This window comes from Citrobacter sp. Cpo074 (assembly GCF_030332745.1).
Lineage (GTDB): Bacteria > Pseudomonadota > Gammaproteobacteria > Enterobacterales > Enterobacteriaceae > Citrobacter > Citrobacter portucalensis.
This window is the reverse complement of sequence record NZ_JAOWHG010000022.1, coordinates 53,508-67,690: the sequence shown is the minus strand read 5'-3', so window position 1 is coordinate 67,690 and position 14,183 is coordinate 53,508. Positions and strand designations below refer to the sequence as shown.

13 protein-coding genes are annotated in these 14,183 nt (G+C 53.8%); 5 read left to right on the top strand and 8 right to left on the bottom strand.

Features of this window, described 5'->3' with window-relative positions:
• Positions 1 to 46: 46 nt before the first annotated feature.
• Complete coding sequence (metE, locus tag OGX83_RS01000) at positions 47 to 2,308, bottom strand: 5-methyltetrahydropteroyltriglutamate--homocysteine S-methyltransferase (protein WP_286587235.1); 2,262 nt, start codon at positions 2,306 to 2,308, stop codon at positions 47 to 49.
• 235 nt (positions 2,309 to 2,543) lie between these two features.
• Between metE and metR the strand changes: the two genes are divergently transcribed.
• Positions 2,544 to 3,497: an HTH-type transcriptional regulator MetR gene (gene metR, locus OGX83_RS00995; RefSeq protein ID WP_003017908.1), complete on the top strand. Its 954-nt coding sequence runs from the start codon at positions 2,544 to 2,546 to the stop codon at positions 3,495 to 3,497.
• On the opposite strand, the gene OGX83_RS00990 is transcribed toward metR, so the two are convergent.
• From OGX83_RS00990 to pldB, 3 genes are all read right to left on the bottom strand, one after another.
• Positions 3,385 to 4,284 carry a carboxylate/amino acid/amine transporter gene (locus OGX83_RS00990; RefSeq protein WP_003828930.1) on the bottom strand — a complete coding sequence of 300 codons (900 nt, stop codon included), beginning with the start codon at positions 4,282 to 4,284 and terminating at the stop codon, positions 3,385 to 3,387. The genes metR and OGX83_RS00990 overlap by 113 nt on opposite strands.
• A gap of 79 nt (positions 4,285 to 4,363) precedes the next feature.
• On the bottom strand, positions 4,364 to 5,164 hold the full coding sequence (gene yigL / locus OGX83_RS00985; RefSeq protein ID WP_286587234.1) for a sugar/pyridoxal phosphate phosphatase YigL: 801 nt from the start codon (positions 5,162 to 5,164) through the stop codon (positions 4,364 to 4,366).
• 15 nt (positions 5,165 to 5,179) lie between these two features.
• Positions 5,180 to 6,196 carry a lysophospholipase L2 gene (gene pldB / locus OGX83_RS00980; protein WP_003017911.1) on the bottom strand — a complete coding sequence of 339 codons (1,017 nt, stop codon included), beginning with the start codon at positions 6,194 to 6,196 and terminating at the stop codon, positions 5,180 to 5,182.
• Positions 6,197 to 6,306: 110 nt separating this feature from the next.
• On the opposite strand from pldB, the gene rhtB reads away from it, so the two are divergent.
• Positions 6,307 to 6,927 carry a homoserine/homoserine lactone efflux protein gene (rhtB, locus tag OGX83_RS00975; protein WP_003828938.1) on the top strand — a complete coding sequence of 207 codons (621 nt, stop codon included), beginning with the start codon at positions 6,307 to 6,309 and terminating at the stop codon, positions 6,925 to 6,927.
• A gap of 162 nt (positions 6,928 to 7,089) precedes the next feature.
• Positions 7,090 to 7,974 (top strand): Rpn family recombination-promoting nuclease/putative transposase, encoded by an 885-nt coding sequence (locus OGX83_RS00970; RefSeq protein WP_071445970.1) that lies wholly within the window; start codon positions 7,090 to 7,092, stop codon positions 7,972 to 7,974.
• A gap of 38 nt (positions 7,975 to 8,012) precedes the next feature.
• On the opposite strand, the gene rhtC is transcribed toward OGX83_RS00970, so the two are convergent.
• The 3 genes from rhtC to pldA all read right to left on the bottom strand — a co-directional run bounded on the left by rhtC (position 8,013) and on the right by pldA (position 11,484).
• On the bottom strand, positions 8,013 to 8,633 hold the full coding sequence (rhtC, locus tag OGX83_RS00965) for a threonine export protein RhtC (protein ID WP_003828942.1): 621 nt from the start codon (positions 8,631 to 8,633) through the stop codon (positions 8,013 to 8,015).
• Positions 8,634 to 8,696: 63 nt separating this feature from the next.
• The gene (gene recQ / locus OGX83_RS00960; protein ID WP_008787089.1) at positions 8,697 to 10,526 is read right to left on the bottom strand and encodes an ATP-dependent DNA helicase RecQ; all 1,830 of its coding nucleotides are present in this window, start codon (positions 10,524 to 10,526) and stop codon (positions 8,697 to 8,699) included.
• 88 nt (positions 10,527 to 10,614) lie between these two features.
• Positions 10,615 to 11,484 (bottom strand): phospholipase A, encoded by an 870-nt coding sequence (gene pldA / locus OGX83_RS00955; RefSeq protein WP_286587233.1) that lies wholly within the window; start codon positions 11,482 to 11,484, stop codon positions 10,615 to 10,617.
• 165 nt (positions 11,485 to 11,649) lie between these two features.
• Between pldA and yigI the strand changes: the two genes are divergently transcribed.
• Positions 11,650 to 12,117, top strand: a complete 468-nt coding sequence (gene yigI, locus OGX83_RS00950; protein WP_003017917.1) for an acyl-CoA thioesterase YigI — start codon at positions 11,650 to 11,652, stop codon at positions 12,115 to 12,117.
• Between the two features lie 51 nt (positions 12,118 to 12,168).
• A complete protein-coding gene (gene rarD, locus OGX83_RS00945) occupies positions 12,169 to 13,062 on the top strand; it encodes an EamA family transporter RarD (protein ID WP_003828953.1) in 894 nt (297 codons plus the stop codon).
• A 73-nt stretch (positions 13,063 to 13,135) separates the two neighbouring features.
• Here the strand turns inward: rarD and corA are convergent, their stop codons facing one another.
• A complete protein-coding gene (corA, locus tag OGX83_RS00940; protein WP_003017920.1) occupies positions 13,136 to 14,086 on the bottom strand; it encodes a magnesium/cobalt transporter CorA in 951 nt (316 codons plus the stop codon).
• Between the last annotated feature and the right edge of the window lie 97 nt (positions 14,087 to 14,183).

The window sequence follows — 14,183 nt, the reverse complement described above, 5'->3', positions numbered from 1 at the left end:
GATTTCCTGTAACCCGGGTAAGCGCAAGCGCTTCCCGGGCAATGAATTACGCCTGACGCAGATTCTGCGCCGCTTTGACCATGTTCGCCAGCGCGGCACGGGTTTCCGGCCAGCCGCGGGTTTTCAGGCCGCAGTCCGGGTTCACCCACAGACGTTCTGCTGGAATGCGCTGCTCGGCTTTCTTCAACAGGGCTTCAATCCACTCCACGCTCGGAACGTTCGGCGAGTGAATATCGTATACGCCCGGCCCGATTTCATTCGGATAGTCGAACTCTTCAAACGATTCCAGCAACTCCATATCAGAGCGCGAGGTTTCAATGGTGATCACGTCCGCATCCAGCGCCGCAATGGAGTCCATGATGTCGTTGAACTCGCAATAACACATGTGGGTGTGGATCTGGGTTTCATCCTTCGCTACCGCCGCGTTAATGCGGAAGGCCTCCACTCCCCACTCCAGATACGCCGCCCAGTCGCTGCGACGCAGTGGTAAACCTTCGCGCAGTGCCGGTTCATCAATCTGGATGATGCCGATACCCGCCGCTTCCAGATCCGCCACTTCATCACGCAGCGCCAGCGCGATCTGCTTCGCGATGGTTTCACGCGTCACGTCTTCACGCGGGAATGACCAGCAGAGAATGGTCACCGGACCGGTCAGCATGCCTTTTACCGGTTTGTCGGTCAGCGACTGGGCATATTTCGCCCACTCCACGGTGATCGCTTCCGGGCGGCTGACGTCGCCAATCACCACCGGCGGCTTCACGCAGCGAGAGCCGTAGCTCTGCACCCAACCGTTCTGGGTAAAGACGAAGCCGTCCAGGTGTTCGCCAAAGTATTCGACCATGTCATTACGCTCGGCTTCACCGTGTACCAGCACGTCGAGACCCAGACGTTCCTGTTCAACAATCGCCTGTTTAATATGTTCCGCAATTCCGGTGCGATAGTTACCAGCATCCAGGTTGCCCTTTTTGAAGTCCAGGCGCAGGCCGCGAATTTCTGTTGTTTGCGGGAAGGAACCGATAGTCGTAGTCGGCCATGCCGGCAGATTAAAGCGGGCACGTTGCGCCTCGGCACGAACCGGGTAAGCGTTAGCGCGCTGGCTGTCCTGGGCGGTGATTGCCGCCAGACGTTTTTCCACTGCGGCGTTGTGTACGCGGGTAGAGTGACGACGAGCCTGAATCGGTGCACTCCACTCGACAATTGCCGCCGTATCACCGCTATTCAATGCATCGCGCAGCAGCGCCAGCTCGCCGCATTTTTGCAGGGCGAAGGCAAACCAGCTCTTCACTTCTGCATCAAGGCGGGTTTCAACACTGAGATCGATTGGGCTATGCAGCAGGGAGCAGGAAGAAGCCACCCACAGGTTACGTTTCCCGACGATATCTTTGATTTGTGTGTATTTTTCGCTGAGATCGGCACGCCATACGTTGCGGCCGTTCACCAGCCCCGCTGACAGCAGCCAGTCGGCTGGCAGACGCGTGTGCAGCTCGGCTGCATCATCTTTGCCGTGCACGAAGTCAACGTGCAGTCCCTGCACCGGCAGGGCGGTAATGGTATCCAGGTTTGGTGTTACGCCTTCGAAGTAAGTGGTCAGTAGCAGCTTCACATGACCCGTCAGCGCGTCATAAGCTGGTTTGAAGGCGTCCAGCCACGCTTGCGGTAATTCCAGCACCAGAGCGGGTTCGTCAATCTGCACCCACTCAATACCGCGTTTCGCCAGCTCGCCCAGCACCTGCTGGTAAACCGGCAGAATGTCGTTCAACAGGCTCAGGCGGTCAAACTGTTCGCCTTTCACTTTACCCAACCACAGGTAGGTTACCGGCCCCAGCAGCACAGGCTTCACCTTGTGGCCGAGCGCCAGCGCTTCGTCTACTTCATCCAGCAGTTGGGTCCAGGTCAGTTTGAACTGCTGACCTTTAGTGAACTCTGGCACCATGTAGTGATAGTTGGTGTTAAACCATTTGGTCATTTCTGCCGCCGCCGCGGGTTCACCCGTTGGTGCGCGGCCACGGCCAATGCGGAATAAGGTATCGATATCGACCGAGCCGTCTTTATTTTGATGGCGAGCCGGAACGTTGCCGAGCAGCAGGCTGGTGGTCAGCACGTGATCGTACCAGGCAAAATCACCCACCGGCAGCAGGTCAACGCCCGCCTGCTTCTGCTGATCCCAGTGGCGGGCACGCAGCTCGCGGCCAACGGTCAGCAAATCTTCACGGGAAGAATTTCCCGCCCAGTAGCTTTCTTGCGCTTTCTTCAACTCGCGACGCAGGCCAACGCGAGGGAAACCGAGGGTGTGATTCAATATTGTCATTTTTCTTCCTCTAATTATATGTAAATCCTATGGATTTTTAATTTAGGGAAGGCGGCAAGTTTACTCATCCCCAGGAGCTTACTGAAGTAAGTGACTGGGGTGGGGAAACGAAGCCAACGCACCATAAATTTAAAAGACGAAGGATTTTAGCCGTCCAGATGTTTACACATCCATAATTGGCGGTTACTGTATATTCCTCAAGCGCAATTTGTTCATGCCGAAGTGAAGGACTTTCATGATCGAGATTAAACACCTGAAAACGCTCCAGGCGTTGCGGAATAGTGGTTCTCTGGCAGCCGCAGCGGCGACGTTGCATCAGACCCAATCCGCCCTTTCTCACCAGTTCAGCGATCTGGAGCAGCGCCTTGGCTTTCGACTTTTTATCCGTAAAAGCCAGCCTCTGCGCTTTACGCCGCAGGGAGAAATCCTGCTGCAGTTAGCCAATCAGGTGTTGCCGCAAATTGGTCGTGCGCTGCAGGCCTGCAACGAACCGCAGCAAACCCGGCTGCGAATTGCGATTGAATGTCACAGTTGTATTCAATGGCTGACGCCCGCGCTGGAGAATTTTCGTGCCAACTGGCCGCAGGTGGAGATGGACTTTAAATCCGGCGTGACGTTCGATCCGCAACCAGCGCTACAGCAGGATGAGCTGGATCTGGTGTTAACCTCCGACATCCTACCGCGCAGCGGATTGCACTACTCACCGATGTTTGATTTTGAAGTCCGCCTGGTACTGGCGCCTGACCATCCGTTGGCCAGCAAAACACAAATCACACCGGAAGATTTGGCCAGCGAGACGCTGCTGATTTACCCGGTACAGCGGAGTCGACTGGATGTATGGCGGCATTTTCTGCAGCCTGCAGGCGTTAGTCCGTCGCTGAAAAGCGTGGATAACACCTTGCTGCTGATTCAGATGGTTGCAGCCAGAATGGGTATCGCGGCATTACCGCACTGGGTGGTGGAGAGTTTTGAACGCCAGGGCCTGGTAGTGACCAAAACCCTGGGTGATGGATTGTGGAGCCGACTGTACGCCGCCGTGCGTGATGGCGAGCAGCGACAGCCGGTCACAGAAGCGTTTATTCGCTCAGCGCGGAATCACGCCTGCGATCACCTGCCGTTTGTACGGAGTGCGGAACGACCCACTTTCGATGTACCCACAGTGAAGCCACTATCACAGCCGCACCAATGATGAAGCTTGGCCAGTGAGGCTGTTGATGCCAGATAGCCAGGTTAACCAGCAGTCCGGCAGGGACATGCATATTGTTCATTATGCCCAGCGTGCCCGCATCCACCTGGGTCGCGCCGTAGTTCCACATAAAGTAACCAATGCCGGACGCCGCCACGCCAAGAAAGACCAGAATTCCCCACTGTAGCGTGGTTGCAGGCATTTTCTGCGCATTGCCCAGCATGAACCAGGCCACGACAGCCACCATAAAGGCGCCCATATAAAACCAGGCAAAGGCGTTGTGCTGCGGCATTGGCCGCGTCTCCATCAGACGTTTATAGCCCACCATACCAATGGCAAAGCTGATATTGGACAACTGCACCAGCAGCAGACCGGTCCAGAAGTGGCTGGTCACCTGATCGTAACGAATGATCCCCGCGCCAATCACCGCCAGTAACGCACTAAAGGCGTAACTCCAGCGCAGACGACGTCCGCTCATCAGATCATAAATCAGCGTAATGTAGAGCGGCGTCAGCACGGTAAAGAGCAGCAGTTCTGAAACCGTCAGGTACAGATAGGCGTGAAAACTCAGCATGTACATAATGCCAAGCTGCATGGCACCCACCAGCATATACAGCCCGATCGTTTTTACGCTGTGCCCACGAGTACGTAGAAACGGCAGGAACACCAACGCCGCCAGCCCAACGCGCACCAGCACCGCAAAATAGCTATCGACATGACCGGCAAGGTACTCGCCAAACAGGCTAAAGGAAAAGGCCCACAGAATTGTGGTAATGATGAGTAACGCCACAATGGATGTCTCTTAACAAAAGGTACACCCATTGTAGCGAAGTTTTTAGTTGACAACTGGTCAACTAATGAACAGAAGGTTACTGCAAAAATAGTTCACGCAGATAGTGTGGCACGGCATCGTCGGCATTAAGGCCAATGACTTCCAGTTCCGGGTGCAGATCCTTCAGGCGCTGGTGGGCGTTGCCCATGATGCAGCCTTTACCTGCCATGGAGAGCATTTCCGCATCGTTCATCCCGTCGCCAAAGGCGATGCAGTCTTTCAGGCTGTAGCCCATCGCTTTTGCTACCGCTTCCAGCGCATGACCTTTCGATACGCCGCCAGCCATGACTTCCAGACAGGTAAGCGTAGAGAAGCTGACGTTGACGCGATCGCCCCAGCGGGCGTTAATCGCCTGCTCCAGCGGCAGTAGCCTTTCGTGAGAGTCGGTGGTGAAGAACACTTTGCTGACGCCCTCAGGCTCCAGTAATGCAGGTTCAAACAGTGAGTAGTTAAACACCGCTTCTTTGAAGAAACGCATTTCGTCCGGACGATGGCGATTCATAAACCACTCATCATCACGATATACGTTGGTCACGATGTCCGGGTTTGCATTCACTACGCCAAACAGGTCGCTGGCAATATCGCGATCCAGGTTATGGGAAAACACCAGATTCCTGTCAGAATCATGCACGCGCGCGCCGTTGGACGTGATCATGTAGGTTTTAATGCCGAGGTTATCGCGAATTTGCCCCACATCAACATGATGACGGCCAGTCGCAAACACGAAGTTAACGCCGCGAGCGGTCAATAACTTCAGCGTCTCTTTGGCATAAGGGGACAGAGTATGGTCGGGAGAAAGCAGCGTACCGTCTAAATCAGACGCAACAACCTGATACATAAGAAAATTCAACCTCTAGGCAAAGCGGGTTCCGCTGGATGAGTTATGCTTATCGAAAAATTCGACAATAGCGTTAAGCGCGACTGAGCGCATGGCGTCCTTTTCAAAAAGGATCTCATGGTACGCGCCTTTGATGACAAGCGGCTGCCCCCCTTCTACAGGATGGCCCGCTGCGGCGCGGAGTTCACAAAAACGATCGTGCATGCGGTTATCTACCACACGCTCTTCTTCAGCCTGAATCAGCAGCGTCGGCGTCGCATCATCTCCGGCGCCAGCCAAAACCTGTTCGCCAGCCAGAATCCCTTCACGTACCCAGTGATAGGTGGGACCGCCAACGCGCAACCGCGGCTCATCAGCATAAAAGCGTAGATTGCGCCGATAGCGCTGTCGACTATGGGTTAACGCATTCATACCGAACGGCAGCGCCCGCCAGCGCCCGGTTCCCATCGCATAGCCTTCGCGGATCCGCGGATGCCCTTCGGCCCAGTCCAGTATATGGCGCACCATCCAGTCGGGAAAGCGCATCACAATACCAAACATCGGTGCGCAAAGCGCGATGGCATCACACTGATTCGGGTGGCGCTGCAGGAATAACGTGGCAATCGCCCCGCCCATTGAATGCGCCAGGATATAGCGTTTTCTCCACGGGCCGGGTAGCACTTCCTGCTGCCAGAAGGCGGTTAGATCGTCGACATAATCATTAAAGTTATCGACATGACCGCGATGCGGATCCGAAAGCATACGCCCGGAACGCCCCTGGCCACGGTGATCGATAATGAGAACGTCAAAACCAGAATGAAACAGGTCATACGCCAGTTCAGCGTATTTCACGTAACTTTCAATGCGTCCAGGACAGACGACGATGACGCGATCGTTTTTTTCTGCATGAAAACGAACAAAATGTACGGGAATATCATCCACGCCCGTAAATTCCGCTTCTTCCCGCTGACGCCAGAAATCTGTCAGTGGCCCCATGGAAAAAGCAGCAAACGCGTTTTCTCTTGTTTCCCAGTCTTTTTGCTGCTGAAACATCGGGTATCCAGCCTCGCTGACCAAGTAAAATCGTTTTTTTCGCCGTCACTGACACAACCTAACGGCAGTAGCGTATTGTGGCATAAAAATAGACAATCCGGGAGTTTCTCATGACCTTTGAATGGTGGTTCGCCTACCTGCTGACCTCTATTATTTTGAGCTTGTCCCCAGGCTCTGGCGCAATCAATACCATGACCACCGCCATCAGCCACGGATATCGCGGTGCCAGCGCGTCGATTGCGGGTTTGCAGACCGGGTTGGGTATTCATATCGTTCTGGTTGGCGTAGGACTGGGAACGCTATTTTCACGTTCGGTGATCGCATTTGAGGTGCTGAAGTGGGCGGGAGCGGCCTATCTGATTTGGCTGGGTATTCAGCAATGGCGCGCGGCGGGTGCTATCGATCTGAATACCATGGCGAATACGCAATCGCGCAGCCGGCTGTTCAAACGCGCGGTCTTTGTTAATCTGACCAATCCCAAGAGCATAGTTTTTCTTGCCGCTCTGTTCCCGCAGTTCATCCTGCCGCAGGAACCGCAGTTGATGCAGTACGTGGTGCTTGGCGTCACGACCATCGTGGTCGATATCATTGTGATGATCGGTTACGCGACGTTGGCCACGCGCATTGCTGGCTGGATTAAAGGGCCAAAGCAAATGAAGGCGCTCAACAAAGTGTTTGGCTCGCTGTTTATGCTGATAGGCGCCCTGCTGGCATCGGCAAGGCATGCCTAGCAAATGGAACGTCGCTCGCAATGAAATGCTATCTGTAAGAGCCTCTGAACATGGCTTTTCGTACTTCGCCGCAAAGGGAGAAAAGCCTTTTATCCTGTACTGTTAGACGTTGATTGCTAATGCCAGAATGCTGCCATATTCACCACTCACGGATGATTAACGATGGCGGAAGTAACAACACCACATGACGCAGTATTTAAAACCTTCCTCTCCCGCGTGGAAACCGCGCGGGACTTTATCGAACTTCATCTTCCTCCCTCGTTAATCAAAATATGCAAACTGGAAACGCTCCGTCTGGAATCAGGCAGTTTTGTGGAGGACGATCTGCGCCCCTATTTCAGCGATATTCTCTACTCACTGGAAACCACCAGCGGACATGGCTATGTACATGTGCTCATTGAGCATCAAAGCTCACCGGATAAGCACATGTCATTTCGCCTGATGCGCTACGCTATCGCAGCGATGCAGCGTCATCTTGAGGCTGGAAACGATACTCTGCCGCTGGTTATTCCAGTGCTCTTTTACCATGGCAAGCAAAGCCCATGGCAAGGCTCAATGAACTGGCTGGATCACTTTGAGGATTCTGGAACCGCCCTTCAACTTTACAGCACACCATTTCCGTTGGTGGATGTGACGGTTATTCCAGATGATGAGATCATGCAGCATCGCAGTATGGCAGCGCTGACATTAGTACAAAAACACATTCGCCAGCGCGACATGGCGCAGCTGCTGGATAAACTTACCCGCCTGTTTATGCTGGAGAAGATGAGCGGACAACAAATAACCGTGCTGGTAAACTACATGGTGCAAGCAGGGAATACACAAGATGTTCAGACATTATTGTATAAGCTGGCACAGCGGGTGCCGCAGCATGGAGACAAACTGATGACAATGGCGGATCAACTAAAGCAGATAGGCCGTGAAGAAGGGAGGCGCATTGCCCTTACTGATGTAGCAAAAGCGATGCTAAAACGGGGTCTTGATACCGACGCGATTATGGAAATGACCGGCCTTTCGAAGGATGAGCTACAGAAGCTTGCGCAATAAGCCGCATACCGCCTGGGACTCCCAGGCGGGCAACAAACTTAGCGCGAAATAATCAGATGGATACCGAAGCCTGCGAACAGCGCGCCGGCAAAACCATCAATCCACTTCGCCAGACGCTGATAGCCACGACGCATTTTCGGGAGCGCAAACAGGCTGGCGACCACGGTAAACCACGCCAGCGTTTCCACGATAATCAGAGCAAAGATCCCCCAGCGCGCGCCCGTTCCCACGTTGTCGCCAACGAACAATGAGAAGACGGAGCCAAAATAGATAATGGCTTTAGGGTTCGCCAGGTTGGTCAGCAGACCTTTCAAAAAGCTGCGTCCGCTCTGCGCCAGCTCCACCTGCGGAGTGGGCGCTGCAACATCCTGTTTTTTAAACGCGCCGCGCAGCATCTGATAACCCATCCAGCACAGATACAGCCCCCCGCCGACCATAATAATGGTATGCAGCCAGGCCATTTTTTCGATAATCAGATGCAGGCCGAGCAGTGCCACGCCAGCCCAGACCATGACGCCGCAGGTAATGCCCAGCACGCCCATCATAGCTTCTTTGCGCGAACGGCTAACCGCAGTTTGAGAAACAAAAAAGAAATCGGGACCGGGGCTCATCAGCGCAACGATATGCACCAACGCAACGGTGAAAAATAGCGTTAACATAAAAATGACTCGCGGGGGAATAGTTCAGTGAGTCACCATCCTGGCACTTTTTTGCCCGGCTGACTACTCTTCGTCGTCACCATCAACGTGTGCGCGAATAAGCGCCATAAACTCTTTACCGAAACGCTCCAGTTTACGCATCCCCACACCGTTGACGCTTAGCATTTCACTCGGTGAAACCGGCATCTGCTCCGCCATTTCAATCAGCGTGGCGTCGTTGAACACCACGTACGGCGGAATGTTCTCTTCGTCGGCAATGGCTTTACGCAGCTTACGCAATTTGGCGAACAGTTTGCGGTCGTAGTTACCACCGAAGGATTTCTGCATCGCACGCGGTTTCAGCGCCACAATACGTGGTACAGCAAGCTGTAACGCAACGTCACCGCGCAACACCGGACGCGCGGCTTCGGTTAGCTGTAACGCGGAGTGATGAGCAATATTCTGCGTCACCAGGCCCAGGTGAATAAGCTGGCGAATAACGCTCACCCAGTGTTCGTGGCTTTGCTCGCGACCAATGCCATAGACCGGCAGTTTGTCATGAGCCAGTTCGCGAATACGCTGGTTATTCGCTCCGCGCAGCACTTCCACGACGTACCCCATGCCGAAGCGTTGGTTAACACGGTAAATCGTCGACAGCGCTTTGCGCGCATCCATAAGTCCGTCGTACTGTTTTGGCGGGTCGAGACAGATATCGCAGTTGCCACACGGCTCCTGGCGCCCTTCGCCAAAATAGTTCAGCAGCACCAGACGACGACAGGTTTGTGCCTCGGCAAACGCCCCCATCGCATTGAGCTTATGACGCTCGATATCCAGTAGTTGCCCAGCGGGTTTCTCTTCGAGGCAACGGCGTAGCCATGCCATATCAGCCGGATCGTAAAACAGCATCGCTTCCGCAGGCAGGCCATCACGCCCGGCGCGGCCGGTTTCCTGGTAATAGGATTCGATGTTACGCGGAATATCGAAATGCACCACGAAGCGTACGTTAGGTTTGTTGATCCCCATACCGAACGCCACGGTCGCCACTACGATTTGTAGGTCATCACGCTGGAATTTCTCCTGCACCTCGGCGCGTACGGCATTTTCCAGCCCGGCATGATAAGCCCCGGCGCTGATGCCACGGCTCTGCAGACGCGCGGCGGTGTCTTCGACTTTGGCGCGACTGTTACAATAGATAATGCCAGACTTACCGCGCTGCTCTTGCACGTAGCGCATCAACTGATCGAGCGGCTTAAACTTCTCCATCAGCATGTAGCGAATGTTCGGGCGGTCAAAGCTGCTGATCTGAATTAACGGATCGTTGAGTCCCAGCAGACGCACAATGTCCAGCCTGGTTGTCTCATCCGCGGTCGCGGTCAGCGCCACAAACGGCAGCGTCGGGAAACGCTGGCGCAGCTGGCCCAGCGCAGCGTACTCGGGGCGGAAATCATGCCCCCACTGCGAAATACAGTGCGCTTCATCAACCGCCAGCAGCACCGGATTCCAGTGCGCCAGATGCTCAAGGAAGTTATCCAGCATCAGGCGTTCGGGCGCAATATACAGTAAGCGAATCTGCCCGCTGCGACAGCCCGCCATCACCTCAAGCTGCTGTTCACGACTTTGAGTAGAATTCAGGCACGCCGCCGCCACGCCGTTGGCTAGCAGTTGATCGACCTGATCTTTCATCAGGGAAATCAGCGGAGAAACAACAACGGTGAGTCCGTTTAGCAATAATGCGGGAATTTGATAGCACAGGGATTTACCGCCGCCGGTCGGCATAACGACCAGGCAGTCGCGACCAGAGAGCACGGTATCAATGATTTCTTCCTGACCGGGGCGAAACTGTTGGTAGCCAAAGGTTTCCTGCAAAACCTGTTTAGCGCCCATTTCCAGATTCAACACTTCCGCCTGCGCCACATTAACCCCATTCGCCCGAAATAAAAACAGGCGCTATTTTCAGCGCCTGAGAGAGAAACTGCAATGATTAAAATACTCTCAATACTTATCAGAAGATATCGTTGAGCATCACGCCCACACCGACACGCGTCTGATTGAAGTTGTAGTCAATCAGCGATTCGCCGTAACCACTGTAGACCTGAGTGTATAGACGCACATGCTTCGTAATGGGGTAACTGGCCCCCAGCTCTGCGCCGCCGTAGCCGGTATTCCAGTTGTACTGGCCTTTCACGCTGATAACCGCGTCACCCAGGTGATACCCCATTTTCAGCTGATAGTAGCCCATGAATTTAGTGATATCAGGGTTATCGTCGGTGCTACCAATTACGTACCACGGCTTAACTTCCACCAGCCAGTTACCATTTTCAGCCATCAGACGGGTATAAAGACGGTTCCAGCTACGTGACGTGGGATCGGAACGGCCGTTGGAGTCATGGTTATAACCCATTTCGACATCACGAAGCGTCCAACCGGCAAAGCGATAGTCGGTGGCGAAACCGAGGAACAATTGCGGTTCGTAGTTGGTTTCGCGAAACGGTGAAGACTCTTCACTGTTCGAAAGCTGCCACCAGGACTTCTGGGTATAGGAACCACCAAGTACCGAGTTTGGGCCTAATATCCCGCGCCAGAGCGGAAACGCCAGGCTTAACTGAAACTTAACCTCATCTTTGCGCGCATTTTCGGACCAGCTATAACTGCTGATCGCCTCTTTGTTCATGTCGCTGGTATTGGTGTAAATAAGATAGTTGGTGTCATAAGGATAAAGCGTGAAAGGGTTGTCATGTTCCTGCAGCATATTGGCGATAATACTGCCACGAACCGCCGGTGCATCATGAATCTCTTTCACTGTCGCTTCCTGCGCATACGCGGTCAACGGCAGCATAATTGCTGGTAGTAACCATCCCAGAATCGCCCGCATCGGTAATGTTCTCCTGAACCAAAATATTGATGAATTGTATAATTATCTGGCAAGTATTCTACATACTTAGCTAGTTACTCGTTAGTTATCCCGTCCTAAAGTAGAAAACAACAAATAATAAGCATAATATCAACATTTCATTAACCATAGAGATGTAGGGATCGTATGTCTGCCGTACTTACTGCTGAGGAAGCGCTGAAGTTAGTGGGTGAAATGTTTGTCTATCATATGCCGTTTAACCGGGCGCTGGGACTGGAGCTCGAACGCTATGAGAAAGAATTTGCTCAATTAGCCTTTAATAACCAACCGATGATGGTCGGAAACTGGGCGCAAAGCATTCTGCATGGCGGCGTGATCGCCTCGGCGCTGGACGTCGCCGCCGGGCTGGTATGCGTTGGGAGTACGCTGACCCGCCATGAAACAATCAGCGAGGACGAACTGCGTCAGCGGATGTCACGCATGGGTACAATCGATTTGCGTGTTGATTATCTGCGCCCCGGAAGAGGGAATCGCTTTACCGCCACCAGCAGCCTGCTGCGGGCGGGTAATAAAGTCGCTGTTGCGCGCGTGGAATTGCATAACGAAGAACAGCTTTATATTGCCAGCGCAACCGCCACTTATATGGTGGGGTAAGTGCCTAAAAAAAGGTAAACTGCTGTTACATTTCTGCAATGAGTTTTCCCGATGGATGCTAAACAAACGCGGCAGGGCGTGCTACTCGCTCTTGCTGCTTATTTTATTTGGGGTATCGCTCCCGCCTACTTCAAGCTGATTTACTATGTCCCGGCGGATGAGATCCTGACGCACCGCGTCATCTGGTCATTTTTCTTTATGGTGGTACTGATGAGCATCAGCCGCCAGTGGTCAGGCGTCAAAACGCTGCTACAAACGCCAAAGAAGATCTTCCTGCTGGCGCTCTCTGCAGTGCTCATCGGCGGAAACTGGCTGCTGTTCATTTGGGCGGTCAATAATCACCATATGCTGGAAGCCAGCCTCGGCTATTTTATTAACCCACTGGTGAATATTGTGCTGGGAATGCTATTCCTCGGTGAGCGCTTTCGTCGCATGCAGTGGCTGGCGGTACTGTTAGCCGCCTGCGGCGTGCTGGTACAGCTGTGGACCTTCGGATCGCTGCCAATAATCGCGCTGGGACTGGCGTTCAGCTTTGCGTTCTATGGGCTGGTGCGCAAGAAGATTGCCGTCGAAGCACAAACCGGCATGCTGATCGAAACCCTGTGGCTTTTACCTGTCGCCGCCATCTATCTGTTTGGCATTGCGGACAGCTCAACCAGCCATATGGGGCAAAACCCCATGTCGCTCAACCTGCTGCTGATTGCCGCGGGTGTCGTGACCACCATTCCGCTGCTGTGCTTTACCGGCGCGGCAACCCGCCTGCGTCTGTCCACGCTGGGATTCTTCCAGTATATCGGGCCTACGCTGATGTTCCTGTTGGCCGTCACCTTCTACGGTGAAGTCCCGGGAACGGATAAAATGGTCACGTTTGCGTTTATCTGGGTGGCGCTGGCGATTTTCGTGATGGATGCGATTTATACGCAACGACGGGTTCGTCGGAGCTAGGGGAGTGCCGGATGGCGCTTCGCTTATCCGGCCTACAAAAGCACATCGCCGTAGGCCGGATAAAGTACAGTTATTACAGCCAGTTCTTGCGCTTAAAGTACAGATACGGCGCCAAACCCGCGAGCATCATAAAGACAATCGCGCCCGGGTAACCGAAGCTCCAGTGCAATTCCGGCATAAACTCAAAGTTCATCCCGTAGCTGGAAGCCACCAGCGTCGGCGGCAGGAATACCACAGAAACCACCGAGAAGATCTTGATGATGCGGTTCTGCTCGATGTTGATAAAACCCATCGCCGCCTGCATCAGGAAGTTAACCTTCTGGAACAGCGATTCGTTATGCGGCAGCAGTGACTCGATATCGCGCAGGATCTCACGCGCCTGCTCCAGCTGACTGCCCGGCAAACGCGCTTTACGCACCAGGAAATTCAGCGCGCGCTGGGTATCCATCAGACACAGACGTACCTTCCAGCCGATATCTTCCAGTTCCGCCAACGTCGACAGCGCTTCGTCATACTCATCGCCCTGACGCCCTTCCATGATCACACGGCTGAGTTTTTCCAGGTCGCTGTAGATGTTTTCGATTTCATCTGCCAGCTGTTCAATTTTGGTTTCGAACAGGTCGAGCAACAGCTCGTAGGCGTTGCCATCCACCATCGCCTGGTTACGCGCACGCATGCGGTACAGGCGGAAAGCCGGCAGTTCGCGCTCGCGCAGAGTAAACAGGCGGCCTTCGCGAATGGTAAATGCGACGGTTGAGTTACCCGCGTGATCGTCGGCGTCTTCGTAAAAGAAGAAGGAGTGGATGTGCAGACCGTCTTCGTCTTCAAAAAAACGTGCGGATGCTTCGATGTCTTCCAGTTCAGGGCGCGTAGCCAGATTCTGGCCCAAGTCCTTTTGCACACGGTTTCGTTCTTCGTCATCCGGCTCGACTAAATCGACCCAAACCGAACTGGCCAGGTGCTCGATCTCGTCTGCCTCAAGGCGAGTTAAACGATTGTTTTCCAGTTGAAATGCGCTCAGCATGACCGGGACTCCCAATGCAAAAAATTATCGGACAGTTCGGAGGGCACACAGAAACAAATTGGGTTTCAGACCATTAAACAGCCTGACTCAGCGCGAC

Coding starts and splice junctions, on each gene's coding strand:
- metE (WP_286587235.1), bottom strand. CDS start 2,308: ATGACAATATTGAATCACACCCTCGGTTTCCCTCGCGTTGGCCTGCGT.
- metR (WP_003017908.1), top strand. CDS start 2,544: ATGATCGAGATTAAACACCTGAAAACGCTCCAGGCGTTGCGGAATAGT.
- yigL (WP_286587234.1), bottom strand. CDS start 5,164: ATGTATCAGGTTGTTGCGTCTGATTTAGACGGTACGCTGCTTTCTCCC.
- pldB (WP_003017911.1), bottom strand. CDS start 6,196: ATGTTTCAGCAGCAAAAAGACTGGGAAACAAGAGAAAACGCGTTTGCT.
- rhtB (WP_003828938.1), top strand. CDS start 6,307: ATGACCTTTGAATGGTGGTTCGCCTACCTGCTGACCTCTATTATTTTG.
- OGX83_RS00970 (WP_071445970.1), top strand. CDS start 7,090: ATGGCGGAAGTAACAACACCACATGACGCAGTATTTAAAACCTTCCTC.
- rhtC (WP_003828942.1), bottom strand. CDS start 8,633: ATGTTAACGCTATTTTTCACCGTTGCGTTGGTGCATATCGTTGCGCTG.
- pldA (WP_286587233.1), bottom strand. CDS start 11,484: ATGCGGGCGATTCTGGGATGGTTACTACCAGCAATTATGCTGCCGTTG.
- yigI (WP_003017917.1), top strand. CDS start 11,650: ATGTCTGCCGTACTTACTGCTGAGGAAGCGCTGAAGTTAGTGGGTGAA.
- rarD (WP_003828953.1), top strand. CDS start 12,169: ATGGATGCTAAACAAACGCGGCAGGGCGTGCTACTCGCTCTTGCTGCT.
- corA (WP_003017920.1), bottom strand. CDS start 14,086: ATGCTGAGCGCATTTCAACTGGAAAACAATCGTTTAACTCGCCTTGAG.